Below are 15,445 nucleotides of genomic sequence, written 5' to 3' on the forward strand. Positions count from 1 at the left end.
GGCCGGGCGGGTGGCCCGGTGGGCGGCCCCGCGGGGGCGGCAGCGGGGCGCGCGGTCGGACAGGGCGCCCATGGCGCACACGGCGCCCCCGGCCCTCACGGTGCCCAGGGACCTCACGGCGTGCATGGCGCCCATGGCCCTCAGGGCCGGGCGCCGCTGCCCCGCCAGCGGCGCCACGACCGCGACCGGCGCGGCCCGGGCTACCGGGTGACCAGCGGCGACATCGCGGCCCTGCGCTCGGTCGGCGAGCTGTTCGCGGCGCTGGACCAGACGTACGGCGGCGGCCACGCCCGGCAGGCCCTGGTGCGCTACCTCGAGCACGAGGGCGAGCCGATGCTGCGCGGCTCGTACAACGAGGCGACCGGGCGGCGGCTGTTCGGCGCGATCGCCGATCTGACCCGGCTGGCCGGATGGACCTCGTTCGACATCGCCGCCCACGGCCTGGCGCAGCGCTACTTCGTCCAGGCGCTGCGGCTGGCGCAGGCGGCCGGGGACCGCACGTACGGCAGCTATGTGCTGGTCACGATGAGCCGCCAGGCCGTCTATCTCGGCCATGGGCGGGAGGCCGTGCAGCTGGCCCGGGTGGCCCAGCAGGGGGTCGGCGGCGGCGCCCCGCCGGTGCTCCAGTCGCTGCTGCACGCGATCGAGGCGCGCGGCCACGGCGTCCTGGGCGAGGTGCGTGCGTGCACCGCCTCGCTCGCCCGCGCCGAGCGGTCGCTGGAGGCGGCCCGGCCGGGGGACGAGGTGCCGTACTGGGCGCGGCTGTTCGACGAGGCGCAGCTGGCCGACGAATTCGGCCACTGCCATCGCGATCTCCAGCAGTACCGCGCCGCCGCCCAGCACGCGGAGCGCTCCCTCCAGCTCCACGGCGCCGGTTTCGCCCGGAGCCGGCTGTTCTGCCGGGTGGTGCTGGCGACGGCGCGGCTGGGCCTCGGCGAGCTGGAGCAGGCCTGCCAGCTGGGCGCGGAGGCGGCGCAGCAGGCGTCGGAGATGCGGTCGGTGCGGGCGGTGGAGTACGTACGGGACTTCGAACGCCGCCTGGAGCCGTACCGGGACGCGGCACCGGTGCGGGGGTACCGGGAGCGGGTGGCGGCGCTGGGGTAGGAGCCTGCTGCTGAGGGCCTGCCGTGAGGTGCATGCCGCTGAGGGCCCGCTGTCAGGGGCCTTCTGCTAAGGGCCTGCCTTAGGGGCGTGCCGCCGCTCAGGCGTCCAGGGCGACGCCGAAGGTGCGCTCCAGGCCGGTGCGACCCGCATCGGTCAGGTTGATCACGCGGCGGCGGCTGCCCCGGCGGATCCAGTCCAGCGCGAAGAGCCGGTCCGTCAGGGCGGCCCCCAGGGCCCCGGCGAGGTGATGGCGCTGCTCGGTCCAGTCGACGCAGTAGCGGATCAGCGGGCGGCGCCCGGCGATCCCGTCCGTGTCCACGCCGAACGCCGCCAGCTCGGCGCGCCCCGGGGCCGTCAGCCGGTATGTGGTGTCCTTGCCCGGGGCGGAGAGCCGGTCGCCCTCCGCCGTCTCGGGGTGGAAGCGCCCGTCGCCGCCCTCCAGGACCCCGCGCTCCAGCAGCGCCGCCATCAGGGCCACGCCGAGGGCGCCCGCGACATGGTCGTAGCAGGTGCGCGCCCGGCGCAGGGCGTGTGCGTGGGTGCTCTGCCGCAGCGAGGTGATGGGCAGCGGCGGGGCGATCCTGGCCAGCGCCTCGAGCGCCTCGCCGACGGCGGGACCGGTCAGCCGGTAGTACCGATGCCGCCCATGCCGCTCGACCCGCACCATCCCGGCCTCCAGCAACTTGGCCAGATGCCCGCTCACGGTGGAAGCACTGACCCCGGCCTCACTGGCCAGCACGCTGGCGGGCAACGCACGCCCCTCCAGCAGCGCCCGCAGAACGCGAGCACGGGAGGGATCGGCGATCGCCGCGGCCGCGCGAGCGATGTCGGCGTCACGGGCGTCCGTGGTGGTGGCCATGGTTCCAGCGTAGGACGGGGTCGCTTCGGCGCCGACCGAAGCGTGGCGGGCGGCCTCGCGCATCCTCGACGGCACGATCCGCGCCGCCTCGACGTGCGCGCCTTGGGTTGGGCGTTTTGGGCTGGGGGCCTCGGGTTCGGCGCGTTCTCGGCGGTACGGTCTGCGGCGTCTTGGCGTGCGCGCCTTGGGTTGGGCGTTTTGGGCTGGGGGCCTCGGGTTCGGCGCGTTCTCGGCGGTACGGTCTGCGGCGTCTTGGCGTGCGCGCCTTGGGTTGGGCGTTTTGGGCTGGGGGCCTCGGGTTCGGCGCGTTCTCGGCGGTACGGTCTGCGGCGTCTTGGCGTGCGCGCCTTGGGTTGGGCGTTTTGGGCTGGGGGCCTCGGGTTCGGCGCGTTCTCGGCGGTACGGTCGCGGTGCCTCGGCCTACGCGCCTTCGGCTGGGTGCTCCAGGCTGGGCGCCTCGTCCTACGGGTCCCCGGCGGCGGCCTCAGGGCTGCCGGCGCGCCGCGCTTCGGCGGGCCGAGTGCGGCGCCGGGCCGCTGTCCCGCTGTCTGCGTGCCTGGGCACGCGCCCTTCGGGCCGGAGCGTCGCCATACGGGCCGCCCGCCACGGAGCGTGGCGGGCGGCCGCGTGTATCTCGGCGGCGTGGGCAGCGCCACAGCACATCGGCCCGTGCGCCCTGCGCTGCGCGCGGGCGGGCTGCGGGCTGCGGGCCCTGGCGCGCCCGGGGCCGGGCCGGGCAGGGGCCGGGGCAGGCAGGGGCCGGGGCAGGCCGGGGTCAGGGGCAGGCCGGGGTCAGGGGGCGAGGCCCCCGCGCCGGGCCCTCGCCCGCTCTTCTCGGGCGTCCTGGGCGCACTACAGTTCGGTCGATACCGAAGGAATCAGGTGTGAGGGTGGAGGGATGAGGACGTACCGCTCCACACACCGGCCTCCGCGCGCCTCGCACCCGCCCGTGGCGGGTGCCGTGCGGAAGGGACCGCTGCTCGCCATTTGCCTCGGCTACTTCCTGGTCATCCTCGACGTCACCGTCGTCAATGTGGCCGTGCCCCGCATCGGCGCCGGGCTGGGCGCCGGGCAGGGGGCGCTCCAGTGGATCGTGGACGGGTACACGCTCGTCTTCGCCGGGCTGTTGCTGCTCTGCGGTGGGCTGGGGGACCGGCTGGGCCATCGGCGGGTGTTTCTCGCCGGGCTCGGGCTGTTCACGGTGGCCTCCGCCGCCTGCACGCTCGCGCCGAGCGCCGCCGTCCTGGTCGGCGCGCGGCTGGCGCAGGGGGCCGGGGCGGCGACCATGGTGCCCGCCTCGCTCGCGCTGCTCGGGGCGCTGCACCCCGAACCCGACGCGCGGGCCAGGGCGTTCGGGGTGTGGGGCGGCATCGCCGGGGTCGCCGCCGCGGCCGGTCCGGTGCTCGGCGGGGTGCTGGTGTGGGGCGTGGGCTGGCGGACCGTGTTCCTCGTCAACATCCCACTGGGCGCGCTCGCCATCTGGCTCACCGTCCGCCATGTGCCCGCCAGGCGCCCGCGCGGCGAGCGTCCGCCGCTGGACCTCGCCGCCCAGCTCACCGGCGTCTTCGCGGTGGCCGCCCTGACCGCCGGGCTGAACGAGGCGGGCGGGCGCGGCTGGACCGATCCGCTGGTGCTCGGGGCGCTGGCGGCCGCGCCGCTCGCGGGGGCGCTGTTCCTGTGGCTGGAGCGGCGCGCGGCGGCGCCCGCGCTGCCACCGCGCCTGCTGACCGGTTTCCGGTTCCCGGCCGCCCTGGCCGTGGGGGTGCTGCTCAACCTCGGCTTCTACGGGCTGCTCTTCCTCACCACCCTCTACTTCCAACGCCACCGGGGCTGGGACCCGCTCGCCACGGGCCTGGCACTGCTGCCGATGGGCGCGCTCGTGGCGTTGGCCTCGCCGCTGTCCGGGCGGGTCGCGGCGCGCGTCGGTACGCACGTCCCGGCCGTGACCGGGCTGCTGGCCGGGGCCGTGGGGCTGCTCGGCTGGGCGACCGTGGGGCCGCACACACCGTATGCGCTGCTGGTCGTGCCGCTGTTGCTCACCGGGTTCGGCACCTCGTTCACCATGCCGTCGGCGACGATCGCGGCGATGGAGGCCGCGCCGCACGAGGTGCGCGGCGCGGCGTCGGGCGCGTTCAACGCGGCGCGGCAGATGGGCAGCGCCATCGGCGTGGCCCTGTTCGGAACCCTCGCGGCAGCGTCCTCGAGCTCCGCCTTCTACGCCGGGATGCGGCTGTCCGCCGTGATCGCGGCCGGATGCTTCGTATGCGGCGCGATCCTGGCGGGGCTGTCGGGGCCTGCCGCCCGCACCATGCCCGACGTCGGATCTTGACGCCTGCGGCGGGCTGCTCCCCTCCCCGCCCCTTCCCACAACTGGGGCTCCGCCCCAGACCCCGCTCCTCAAGCTCCCCCAGCTACCGCCGGGAGGTGCCCCCTGGAGGGGCTGGGTGGTGGGGCTTCGCCCTAAGGCTCCGCTCCTCAAGCTCTCCCAGCTACCGCTGGGAGGTGCCCCCTGGAGGGGCTGGAAGGCGGGGCTCCGCTCCAGACCCCGGGGGCCAGGGGCGAAGCCTCTGCCACGCGGCGGCCACTCCGTCAGCCCGGCCCGGGCTCCGCGTCGGTTCCGCCCATGGGCTTCGGGGCGACCAGGGCGAACGGCGCCCCAGGCGCCCCAGGCGCCCCAGGCGCCCCACGTGCCCCACGCGCCCCACGCGCCCCACGCGGACCGCGCGGATGGCGCCGGTCGGGCCGCCACGGCGCGGGTGCCGGTCTTCCCAGGTCGCGGGCTGCGAGCCGCCGGGGCCGCCGGTCGGGCCGCCGTGGGGTAGGGCGCCGGAGCCCGTGCGGGCCCGGCCCCTGGCGGGGTGGCGAAGTCGGGCGTCGTGTAGGCGCGGGCCGTACGGGAGCCTCAGCCCGCGCGGGTGCTGGTCCTCCCCGGGCGGCGAGCCGTAACGGGAGCCGGGGGCCTCGGCGGTGAGTCCCGCAAGGGCCTTGCGTCAGGCCGCCGCTGCGGGCAGGGTGCCCGGGTTCGCGTCGGAGCCCGAGTCCGGTGGGGCGCCGAAGTCGCTGAGGACCGCGCGGGCGGCTCGGCGGCCGGAGGCCAGGGCGCCCTGGACCGTGCTGGAGTCGCGGTGGTCGCCGCAGACGTACAGCCCGTACAGCAGCCGCACCGGGCGGCGTGGGTCGTGGGGTGCGGGCATGGCCGGGACGGCGTACGGGTCGTGGTGGACGGCCAGCAGGTCCCAGCCCGCCGTCGACGTTCCGTACACCGCCGCCAGTTGGGCCCGGACGGCCCGGTCCAGCTCGGCGGTCGGCAGCGCGGCGGAGGTGCCCAGCACCGTGGAGGTGATCAGCACCCGGCCGGGCGGGGTGCGCGAGGGGTCCACCTCGCTGGCCACCATGGTGTGGGCCACCGGCCCCCGCCCGTCCGCCGCGAGTATCAGCGCGGGTTCGCGCAGCGGCGGCCGGTCGGCGGTGTGGTGCACCACGGTGACCGGGTGGAAGGCCGGCACCCGCAGCCCGGGCAGCAGCCCGGCCGCGTCGTGCGCCCCGGTGGCCACCAGCACCGCACGGCAGCCGAACTCGCCGTGTTCGGCGGTGGCCACGGAGGTGGTGGAGGCCGATACGGCCCGGACGCCCGTACGGACCGTCCCCGGCGGCAGCGCGGCCGCGAGCAGTTCGGGGACGGTGGACGCGCCGCCCGCCGGGAGGCAGAGGCGGCCGCGTGCGTAGCCGCGCAGCGCGAGGTCGGCGCAGCGGCTGGAGGTGGTGAGGTCCGGGTCGCTGAGCAGCGACACGAGCAGCGGACGCAGCACCCCCTCGACCGTACGAGCAGGTAGGCCCCGCCCCCCCAGGGTCTCGGAGACCGGCCGGTCGGGGCGGGCGAGCAGGCGGTCCGCGGGCAGGGCGGCGAGCCTGCCGAGCGCGGCACCGAGTCGGGCCTGATCGAGCCCGCTGCCGAGCGGCGCGCGGGCGGCGTTCGCGAGGGCGCGTGCCGTGGTGAATGCGCCCCTCATGCTCCGGGGGGTGTCCACCCGGTGCGTACGGCCCTCGCTGTGGACCAGCACCCCCTGGGCGAAGGGGCGCAGGGCGAGGGCGCCGAGCCCCGGAGTGCGCCGCAACTCCGGGAACGAGGTGTTCATCAGATGGCCGGTGCGGTCCAGCCGGAAGCCGTCCACGGTCTCGGTGGTCATCCGTCCACCCACGTGGGGCGCGGCCTCGAGCACCGTGACCGCGACTCCCGCGTCGGTCAGCCGATGGGCCGCGGCCAGCCCCGCGAGCCCGGCGCCGACGATGACGACGTCCGTGCGGTGCGCGCGCTTGAGCACGTGTCCTCCCCGAGGTCGGTGCGTCCGTCACGGGGGCTGCTGCCCCGACCGGCGGTCCGGATGCGTGGGTCCCGCGAGACGGCTCGACGAGACGGTCTTGACAGTACGGACAAAAACGGTCGATGCCAGACGCGCACCGACCGGGCACGGGCGCACACCGGTCGCACACCAGTCGCACACCGCCATCGAACGGTCCGCGACCGCGGGGAGAGACCGCGGGAGAGGGGGTGGGGGAGCGGGGAGGGGAGTGGGGAGGGGAGTGGGAGGGGCGGGAAACGCCCAACTCGCCTACGTGAGCGCCGCCTTGATCGCCTCGTCCACATGCGGGCAGGCGAACGTGAAGCCGGAGTCCAGAAGGCGGCGCGGGATGGCCCGGACGCTGCCGAGGACGTCCCCGGACATCTCGCCCAGGGCGACCCGGAGCGCGGGCGCGGGGACGGAGAGGAGCGTGGGGCGGCCCAGCACCCGGCCCATGGCGGCCGTGATCTCGCGGTTGGTCACCGGCGTCGGCGCCGTGAGGTTGACCGGCCCGGTGAGCTCGGGCGTGTCGAGGATGTGGCGCAGCGCGGCGATGTGGTCCCGCAGCGCGATGAAGCTCCAGTACTGCCGGCCGCTGCCCATCCGCCCGCCGAGCCCCAGCTTGAACAGGGGGAAGAGCTTCCCCCACGCCCCGCCCTCGGCGGAGACCACCAGACCGGTCCGGGCGAAGACCGTACGGACGCCCGCCTCCTGCGCCGCGGTCGCCGCCTCCTCCCAGTCCTGGCAGAGGTCCGGAAGGAAACCGTGGCCAGGGGGCGCACTCTCGTCGACCGCGCGCTCCCCGGTGTCACCGTAGAACCCGACCGCGCTCCCGCTCACCAGCACCCGTGGCGGGGTGTCCAGCGAGGCGACCGCCTCGGCGATGGCGGCGGTGCCCAGCACCCGGCTGTTCCGGATCTCCTTCTTGTACGCGTCGGTCCAGCGCCGGTCGCCGACGCCCGCGCCCGCGAGATGGACCACGGCCTCACAGCCCATCAGCCCGGAGGTGTCCACCCACTGCCGCCGCGGGTCCCACTCCACCTCGTCCTCCGCACGCGGCGGACGCCGCACCAGACGCACCACCTGGTGGCCGTCCTCGCGCAGCGAGCGGACGAGTGCCGTGCCGATGAGCCCGGACGAACCGGTGACCGCGATACGCATGGCCCCATCCTGCCCCCGATCGCGGGAGGGATGTCGGAAGGGCGTGGCGCGGGCGCTGCTCGGCGCCGCGTACCAGGAGGCACGGCGGCAGGGCGCGACCCGCATGACCCTGCGGGTGCTGGGCCACAACACGCCCGCACGGGGGCCGTCCGCGTCGGAGGGTCAGGCCCTGAAGCGCTCCCACAGCCGTGGATACCGCTCCGCCAGCACCGCCTCGCTCTCGAAGTCGAGGGGTTCCCCGATCGGTTCCCGGGGCGTGGGCGAGAGCCCCAGCTCCGGCAGGGGCGCGCCGGTCAGCCGCTCGTACGCCTCGTCCGCCGCGTACCCCAGGTCCTCGCAGTCGCCGTCCACCCGCTCGTCGAAGTCCTCGAGCAGATCGGCGAGCGCGTCCGGATCGTGCAGCGCGCCCTCGAAGATCTCCCGGCCCTGGCCGATCAGCCAGTAGCGGAACGCCTCGAAGGCGTCGTCGCTGACCCCGCCGAGCAGCACCCAGGCGGCGCCCCACACATCCCAGCGGTACGCCCGGTTGGAGCGGGCCTCGAAGTGCCGGGCGAAGTCCAGCACCGCGTCGGGGTCGAGCCGTGACAGCTGCTCGACGAGCAGGTCGGACTGGTCCTCGGGGTCGCCGTCCGCGGCCTCCCGAGCGCTGTCGACCAGCCCCCAGAACTCCGTCTCGTCCATCATCACGGGACCAGGATCGGCCCTCCCGCGCACCCCCGCACGCGGAGCGGGCCGGATGCGGCCGCCGCGCAATACCCGACAGCAGGTGTCGGATTTCCCTGCGAAGGTCGACCCGTGGCCGACCCGGGTCGGCCACGTCACCCACACGGCATTCCGACCGAGAGGACGTAGGGGACGTGAGCACACAGGGCGCACTGGCGGGCAGGGTCGCGCTCGTCGCGGGGGCGACGCGCGGCGCGGGCCGGGCGATGGCCGTCGAGCTGGGGGCGGCCGGGGCCACCGTCTACGCGACGGGGCGCACCACGCGGGAACACATCAGCGAGGTGGGGCGGGCCACCGAGACCATCGAGGAGACGGCGGAGCTGATCACGGCCGCGGGCGGCACGGGCGTCGCGGTGCCGACGGACCACCTCGAGCCCGAGCGGGTCCGGGCGCTGGTGGAGCGGATCGACCGGGAGCAGGGCCGGCTGGACGTCCTGGTCAACGACGTATGGGGCGGTGAGGCGCTGGTCGAGTTCGGCAAGAAGACGTGGGAGACGAGTCTGGCGGGCGGGCTGCGGATGCTCCGGCTCGGCGTCGAGACCCACCTGATCACCAGCTACTACGCGCTGCCGCTGCTGATCCGGCACCCGGGCGGGCTGGTGGTCGAGGTGACCGACGGAAGCGAGGAGTTCAACAAGAGGTACCGGCTGAACCTCTTCTACGACCTCGCCAAGAACGCCCCGATCCGGACCGCCTTCGGGCTCGCGGAGGAACTGAAGGAGTTCGGCGGCACGGCGGTCAGCGTCTCGCCGGGCTTCCTGCGCTCCGAGCAGATGCTGGACCACTTCGGGGTGACGGAGGAGAACTGGCGGGACGCGGTGGCGAAGGAGCCGCACTTCGCCATCGCCGAGTCGCCACACTTCGTCGGGCGCGCGGTCGCCGCGCTCGCCGCCGACCCGGACCGGGCGCGGTGGAACGGCAAGTCCGTCTTCAGCGGGGATCTGGCCAAGGTCTACGGCTTCACCGATCTGGACGGCTCCCGGCCGGATGTCTTCGGCTACTTCCGGGACGTCGACTTCGGCGACAAGGAGGGCACGGCCGCCGACTACCGATAGGGCGGCGCCGTATCCGTACGGCTCTGCGGTGAGCCGTATCCGTACGGCTCACCGGTACAGCTCCGCCGTACGGCGCGCCGCCTCCACGAAGAGCGCGCGCAGCTCCGGCGGCCCCAGCACCTCCGCCTCCGGGCCGAGCCCGAGCAGCTGGGCGAGGGCGACCTCGTAGGACTCGACGGGCAGGGTGACGGTGAGCCGCCCCTGCCCGTCGGGCTCCCCGGCCTCGCGTACGGCCTCCTCGGCCGCCACCCGGTCCGTGACATGCGGCAGCCGCCGGGCCCCGGCCGGGGTCAGCCGTACGACGGCCCGCTCCCGCAGGATCGAGCGGGCGAACTGCTCGGCCCGCTCCTCCCAGAAGGCGGGCAGGTCGAACTCCTCGTCCCGGAGGAAGCGGGCGCCGGTCGGCTCGACGGCGGCGAAACGATCCACTCGGTACACCCGGAAGCCGCCCTCGGCGCGGGCCGCGAGATACCAGACGCCCGCCTTGAGCACGAGCCCGTACGGTTCGAGCTCCCGCCGGACCTCGGCGTCCCGGCGCCGGTAGCGGACGGCGATCCGCAGATCGTCCCAGACCGCGTCGGCGATGCTCGGCAGCAGCTCCGGCGCCTCCGGCTCCCGCCACCAGCCCGGGGCGTCGAGGTGGAACCGCTGGGCCACCGTGTGGGAGGCGTCCCGCAGCTCGGGGAGCAGCGCGGCGGACACCTTCAGCCGGGCGGCGGAGGCGGCGTCCGCGAGCCCCATCTCGCGCAGCGCGGAGGGCACACCGGACAGGAACAGCGCCTCGGCCTCGGTCCGCCCGAGGCCGGTCAGCCGGGTGCGGTAGCCGCCGATGAGCCGGTAGCCCCCGGCCCGGCCCCGGTCCGCGTAGACCGGGATCCCCGCCTCGGACAGCGCGGCGGCGTCCCGGGTCACGGTGCGCTCGGAGACCTCCAGCTCCCGCGCCAGCTCGGCCCCCGTGATCGAGGGCCGAGCCTGGAGCAGAAGCACCATCTTGATGAGCCGGGCAGCACGCACGGCCCCATGATGCCGTGCCCTCCGGGCGAGCGCCGGACCAATGGCGGCTTGCGGCCGTAGCGTCGCCCGCTCCGGCCTCGCTGCCCGGCCCGGCGGCCGATGCCGCCCGGAGGCGGGGCGCCGCCGCCCCGGGGTGTCCGCCGCGTGGCAGGGGCTCCGCCCCCTGGACCCCCGGGGGCGATGACCCCCGGGGCGATGAGCCGACCGTCACCGCCGTGAACACCCACACCGGTGGGCAGTCGCGGTCGGCGCCCGGCCGCTCCGGGGGCGCGGCGGGCCATGGGGGGCGGCCCGGCGGCGGGGCGTCGCGCATCGGGCCACAGGGACTCCGCCGCGTGGCAGGGGCTCCGCCCCAGACCCCGGGGTCTGGGGCGGAGCCCCAGTTGAGGGAAGGGGCGGGGAGGGGAGGAGCCCGCCGCAGGCGTCACCGGGCCCCGCGACCGGGGCGACGGCCGAGCACGCGCCGGGGGGCTGGGCCCGCGGCTCAGCTCCCCGGCGACCGGCGCTCGTCAGATGCCGTAGCGCTCCGCGGCCTCCTTGGGGGCCGTGGCGCGGACCGCGCCCTGGCGGGCCAGGCGGGACAGGGCGGCCACCACGATGGCCGGGGCGTCCACGCCGAAGTGGCGGCGGGCGGCCTCGCGGGTGTCGGAGAGGCCGAAGCCGTCCGTGCCCAGCGAGTACCAGTCCTGCTCGACCCACTGGCTGATCTGGTCGGGGACGGCACGCATCCAGTCGCTGACGGCGAGGACCGGGCCCGGTGCGCCTGCCAGGGCACGGGTGACGTACGGGACCCGGTCTTCGCCCTTGAGCTGCGCCGCGTCACAGGACAGGGCGTCGCGGCGCAGCTCGCTCCAGGAGGTGGCGGACCACACGTCGGCGGCCACGCCCCAGTCGTCGGCGAGGAGTTTCTGGGCCTCCAGCGCCCAGTGGACGGCGGTGCCGGAGGCGAGGAGCTGGATACGGGGGGAGTCCTCGGCCGGAGCCGTGGCCTCCTGATAGCGGTACAGGCCCTTGAGGATGCCCTCCTCGACGCCTTCGCCCTCGGGCATCGCCGGCTGCACCTTGGGCTCGTTGTAGACCGTCAGGTAGTAGAAGACGTCCTCGGCCTCGGGGCCGTACATCCGCCGCAGACCCTCCCGCACGATCGCGCCCACCTCGTAGGCGAACGCCGGGTCGTAGGCGAGCGCCGCCGGGTTGGTGGAGGCGATCAGCGGGGAGTGGCCGTCCGCGTGCTGCAGGCCCTCGCCGGTCATCGTCGTACGGCCCGCCGTGGCGCCGATGAGGAAGCCGCGGCCGAGCTGGTCGGCCAGCGCCCACATCTGGTCGGCGGTGCGCTGCCAGCCGAACATCGAGTAGAAGATGTAGAAGGGGATCATCGGCTCGCCGTGGGTCGCGTACGACGTCGCGGCGGCGGTGAAGTCGGCCATCGAACCGGCCTCGGTGATCCCCTCGTTGAGGATCTGACCGTTCGCGGCCTCCTTGTAGTACAGGAGCTGATCGCGGTCGACCGGGTCGTAGGTCTGGCCGAGCGGGGAGTAGATCCCGGCGGTGGGGAAGAGCGACTCCATGCCGAAGGTCCGCGCCTCGTCCGGCACGATCGGCACCCAGCGCTTCCCGGTCTCCTTCTCCCGCATCAGGTCCTTGACCAGCCGGACGAAGGCCATGGTGGTGGCGATCTCCTGGCTGCCGGAGCCCTTGGCGAGCGTCTGGAACGGCTTCGCGGACGGCTCGGGCAGGGCCACCGGGTGCACCCGGCGGGCCGGGGCCGGACCGCCGAGGGCCGCGCGGCGCTCCTGGAGGTAGCGGACCTCGGGGGAGTCGGGGCCGGGGTGGACGTACGGCACGAGGGCGTCGTCCAGCTTGCTGTCCGGGATGGGGAGTTCGAGGAGGTCCCGCATGGCGCGGAACTCCTTGCCCGTCAGCTTCTTCATCTGGTGGTTGGCGTTGCGCGACTCGAAGCCGGGGCCCAGCGTCCAGCCCTTGACGGTCTGCGCGAGCACGACGGTCGGGGCGCCCTTGTGCTCCACGGCCGCGCGGTAGGCCGCGTACACCTTGCGGGGCTCGTGGCCCGCGCGCGAGGTGTGGAAACACTCGGTGAGCTTGGCGTCGGTGAGCCCCCGCGCCAGCCGGGCCAGCTCGGGGTCGGCGCCGAAGAAGTGCTCGCGGATGTAGGCCGCGTCGCGGGTCGCGTACGTCTGGAACTGGCCGTCCGGGACCTCGCGCAGCCGGCGGACCAGCGCGCCAGAGGTGTCCAGCGCGAACAGCTCGTCCCAGGCGGATCCCCACAGCGACTTGATCACGTTCCAGCCCGCCGCGCGGAACTGGGCCTCCAGCTCCTGCACGATCTTGAAGTTGGCGCGCACCGGGCCGTCGAGGCGCTGGAGGTTGCAGTTGATGACGAAGGTGAGGTTGTCCAGGCCCTCGCGCCCGGCCAGGGCGAGCGCGGCCGTCGACTCCGGCTCGTCCATCTCGCCGTCGCCGAGGAAGGCCCATACGTGGGAGTTCGCGGTGTCCTTGATGCCGCGCGCCGCCAGATAGCGGTTGAAGCGGGCCTGGTAGATCGCGGAGATCGGGCCGAGCCCCATCGAGACGGTGGGGAACTCCCACAGCCAGGGCAGCCGGCGCGGATGCGGGTAGGACGGCAGGCCGTCGCCGCCCGCCTCGCGGCGGAAGTGGTCCAGGTGGTGCTCGGTCAGCCGCCCGTCGAGGAAGGCGCGGGCGTAGATGCCGGGGGAGGCGTGGCCCTGGATGTAGAGCTGGTCGCCGGACCCGTCCGCCTCCTTGCCGCGGAAGAAGTGCTGGAAGCCCGTCTCGTAGAGCCAGGCGGCGGAGGCGAAGGTGGCGATGTGACCGCCGAGGCCGTCACGGCTGCCGCGGGTGACCATCGCCGCCGCGTTCCACCGGTTCCAGGCGGTGATGCGGCGCTCCATGGCCTCGTCGCCCGGGAACGCGGGCTCGGCGGCGGTCGGAATGGTGTTGAGGTAGTCCGACTCCAGCAGGGGCGGCAGCGCGAGCCCGGCGCTCTCGGCGCGCTCCAGGGTGCGGCGCATGAGGTACGAGGCGCGGTGTGACCCGGCCGCCCGGGCGACGGCGTCCAGGGAGGCGCCCCATTCGGCGGTCTCCTCGGGGTCACGGTCGGGAAGCTGGTCGAGCGCACTCGGCTGCGTGCGTGCGAGATCGGTCATGACATCACCGTAAGACTGATCGATGATCGATCAAAGCTCTGCCAAGGAAAAAGTGCTCCGTAAGCCGAAATTGGCATTCCGTGCCGCGAAACTAGGCACGCGGTGCACAGCCGAGGACATGTTCCTTGACCAGTTCGCCGACCCGAGGATCCCGCCGCTTGAAGGCGTCCACCACGGCCTGGTGCTCCTCGGCGTACGACTGCTGGACGGTGCCCAGCCAGCGGATCGACAGCGTCGTCCAGATCTCGATGCCCAGCGACTCCCAGGTGTGCAGCAGCACGCTGTTGCCCGACGCCCGCACCAGCTCCCGGTGGAACGCCACGGTGTGCCGGACCTGCGCCTCCCCGTCGGCCGCGCGGTCCGCCTCGTACAGCGCCCGCACCTCGGGCTCCAGGGCGGAGGTGTCCTCGGCCAGCACGGGCGCGGCCAGCTCCGCCGCCATCTGCTCGAGCCCGGCCCGCACCGGATAGATCTCCTCCAGATCGGCGGCGGTCAGATTCCGCACCCGGACGCCCTTGTTCGGCGCCGACTCGATCAGCCGCAGCGACTCCAGCTCCCGCAGCGCCTCCCGTACGGGCGTCTGGCTGACCTCGAGCTCGGTGGCGATCCGGCGCTCCACGATCCGCTCGCCCGGCTTCCAGCGGCCGCTGACGATGCCCTCCACGATGTGCTCGCGGATCTGCTCGCGCAGCGAGTGGACGACGGGCGCGGCCATGGGGGACTCCTTAGAACCAGCGGTGAACAGCTGCCATTATCCCGGCACCGCGGTAAGGGCACCGCGGCAAGGAAAACCGCGCCCCGCACGGGAAGCCCGTGCGGGGCGCGGCAGGGAAAAACCGAGGTGCGGATCAGAGCCCGAGGTCCACCTCGAACTCGCCGGCCTCCAGGATCTCCTTGACGGCCGTCAGGTAGCGGGCCGCGTCGGCACCGTCCACCAGGCGGTGGNAGCCCGAGGTCCACCTCGAACTCGCCGGCCTCCAGGATCTCCTTGACGGCCGTCAGGTAGCGGGCCGCGTCGGCACCGTCCACCAGGCGGTGGTCGTAGGAGAGCGCCACGTACGTCATGTCGCGCACCGCGATGGTCTCGCCCAGCTCCGGGTGGTTGATGACCACCGGGCGCTTGACGGTCGCGCCGATGCCCAGGATGGCGACCTGGTTCGGCGGCACGATAATCGTGTCGAACAGCGCACCGCGCGAGCCGGTGTTGCTGATCGTGAAGGTGGCGCCGGACATCTCGTCCGGGGTGATCTTGCTGGAGCGGACCTTGCCCGCCAGCTCCGCCGTCTTCTTGGACAGACCGGCGATGTTGAGGTCGCCGGCGTTCTTGATGACCGGGGTCATCAGGCCCTTCTCGGCGTCCACCGCGATCCCGACGTTCTCCACGTCGAAGTACGTGATGGTGTTGTCGTCCTCGTTGATCCGGGCGTTGATGGCCGGGTGGGCCTTCAGCGCCTGGACGGCGGCCTTCACGAAGAACGGCATCGGCGAGAGCTTGACGCCCTCGCGCTGCGCGAACGCCTCCTTGGCCCGGGCGCGCAGCCGCATGACCTTGGTGACGTCCACCTCGACCACGCTGGTGAGCTGGGCCTGACTGTGCAGGGCCTTCATCATGTTGTCGCCGATGACCTTGCGCATCCGCGGCATCTTGACGGTCTGGCCGCGCAGCGGGGACACCTCCAGCGGGGCGGCCTTCGGCGCGGCGGCGGCCGGGGCCGGAGCCTGGGCCTGGGCCGCGGCCTTGGCGGCCTCCGCGGCGGCGATGACGTCCTGCTTGCGGATGCGGCCGCCGACGCCGGTGCCCTTGACCGTGGACAGGTCCACGTTGTTCTCGGCGGCGAGCTTGCGCACCAGCGGGGTGACGTAGGCGCCCTCGGCCTCGGGGGCCGCGGGAGCCGGGATGGTCGCGGCCGGGGCCGGGGCGGGCGCGGGAGCGGCCGGGGTGGGCTCGGGGGCGACCGGCTCCGGGGTGACGGCCTGCGGCGCCGGGGCGCTCGGGGCCTGCGG

10 protein-coding genes and 2 pseudogenes are annotated in these 15,445 nt (G+C 74.6%); 4 read left to right on the forward strand and 8 right to left on the reverse strand.

Annotated features, from left to right (window positions below):
• The coding region (locus tag IEJ02_RS46415; RefSeq protein ID WP_223865552.1) for an NsdA family TPR-like regulatory protein at positions 1-1,104 on the forward strand (1,104 nt) is incomplete at its 5' end.
• A gap of 97 nt (positions 1,105-1,201) precedes the next feature.
• Here the strand turns inward: IEJ02_RS46415 and IEJ02_RS46420 are convergent.
• Positions 1,202-1,963: an ArsR/SmtB family transcription factor gene (locus IEJ02_RS46420; RefSeq protein WP_137977621.1), complete on the reverse strand. Its 762-nt coding sequence runs from the start codon at positions 1,961-1,963 to the stop codon at positions 1,202-1,204.
• A gap of 961 nt (positions 1,964-2,924) precedes the next feature.
• Here IEJ02_RS46420 and IEJ02_RS46425 point away from each other — a divergent pair.
• Entirely contained in the window at positions 2,925-4,292 is a 1,368-nt protein-coding gene (locus IEJ02_RS46425) for an MFS transporter (RefSeq protein WP_317986095.1), read from the forward strand.
• Positions 4,293-4,953: 661 nt separating this feature from the next.
• Here the strand turns inward: IEJ02_RS46425 and IEJ02_RS46430 are convergent.
• Positions 4,954-6,285, reverse strand: a complete 1,332-nt coding sequence (locus tag IEJ02_RS46430; RefSeq protein WP_191070298.1) for an NAD(P)/FAD-dependent oxidoreductase — start codon at positions 6,283-6,285, stop codon at positions 4,954-4,956.
• A gap of 288 nt (positions 6,286-6,573) precedes the next feature.
• Positions 6,574-7,464 (reverse strand): TIGR01777 family oxidoreductase, encoded by an 891-nt coding sequence (locus IEJ02_RS46435; protein WP_191070299.1) that lies wholly within the window; start codon positions 7,462-7,464, stop codon positions 6,574-6,576.
• Between the two features lie 37 nt (positions 7,465-7,501).
• Here IEJ02_RS46435 and IEJ02_RS49510 point away from each other — a divergent pair.
• A pseudogene (locus IEJ02_RS49510) lies at positions 7,502-7,639 on the forward strand (GNAT family N-acetyltransferase); the annotation flags it as partial.
• Here IEJ02_RS49510 and IEJ02_RS46440 read toward each other — a convergent pair.
• Positions 7,627-8,145, reverse strand: a complete 519-nt coding sequence (locus IEJ02_RS46440; protein WP_191070303.1) for a DUF4240 domain-containing protein — start codon at positions 8,143-8,145, stop codon at positions 7,627-7,629. The pseudogene IEJ02_RS49510 and the gene IEJ02_RS46440 overlap by 13 nt on opposite strands.
• A 176-nt stretch (positions 8,146-8,321) precedes the next feature.
• On the opposite strand from IEJ02_RS46440, the gene IEJ02_RS46445 reads away from it, so the two are divergent.
• Positions 8,322-9,242 (forward strand): SDR family oxidoreductase, encoded by a 921-nt coding sequence (locus tag IEJ02_RS46445; protein WP_191070300.1) that lies wholly within the window; start codon positions 8,322-8,324, stop codon positions 9,240-9,242.
• A 48-nt stretch (positions 9,243-9,290) separates the two neighbouring features.
• Here the strand turns inward: IEJ02_RS46445 and IEJ02_RS46450 are convergent, their stop codons facing one another.
• The 4 genes and pseudogenes from IEJ02_RS46450 to sucB all read right to left on the reverse strand — a co-directional run.
• Positions 9,291-10,256, reverse strand: a complete 966-nt coding sequence (locus IEJ02_RS46450) for a helix-turn-helix transcriptional regulator (protein WP_191070301.1) — start codon at positions 10,254-10,256, stop codon at positions 9,291-9,293.
• A gap of 509 nt (positions 10,257-10,765) precedes the next feature.
• A complete protein-coding gene (gene aceE, locus IEJ02_RS46455; RefSeq protein ID WP_191070302.1) occupies positions 10,766-13,441 on the reverse strand; it encodes a pyruvate dehydrogenase (acetyl-transferring), homodimeric type in 2,676 nt (891 codons plus the stop codon).
• A 91-nt stretch (positions 13,442-13,532) separates the two neighbouring features.
• Positions 13,533-14,156: a GntR family transcriptional regulator gene (locus IEJ02_RS46460; protein ID WP_037965055.1), complete on the reverse strand. Its 624-nt coding sequence runs from the start codon at positions 14,154-14,156 to the stop codon at positions 13,533-13,535.
• Positions 14,157-14,387: 231 nt separating this feature from the next.
• A pseudogene (gene sucB, locus IEJ02_RS46465) lies at positions 14,388-15,445 on the reverse strand (2-oxoglutarate dehydrogenase, E2 component, dihydrolipoamide succinyltransferase); the annotation flags it as partial.

It is taken from the genome of Streptomyces sp. 5-10 (genome assembly GCF_014712245.1).
Classification (GTDB): Bacteria; Actinomycetota; Actinomycetes; order Streptomycetales; family Streptomycetaceae; genus Streptomyces; species Streptomyces violaceusniger.

Coding starts and splice junctions, on each gene's coding strand:
- IEJ02_RS46440 (WP_191070303.1), bottom strand. CDS start 8,145: ATGGACGAGACGGAGTTCTGGGGGCTGGTCGACAGCGCTCGGGAGGCC.
- IEJ02_RS46460 (WP_037965055.1), bottom strand. CDS start 14,156: ATGGCCGCGCCCGTCGTCCACTCGCTGCGCGAGCAGATCCGCGAGCAC.
- IEJ02_RS46435 (WP_191070299.1), bottom strand. CDS start 7,464: ATGCGTATCGCGGTCACCGGTTCGTCCGGGCTCATCGGCACGGCACTC.
- IEJ02_RS46420 (WP_137977621.1), bottom strand. CDS start 1,963: ATGGCCACCACCACGGACGCCCGTGACGCCGACATCGCTCGCGCGGCC.
- aceE (WP_191070302.1), bottom strand. CDS start 13,441: ATGACCGATCTCGCACGCACGCAGCCGAGTGCGCTCGACCAGCTTCCC.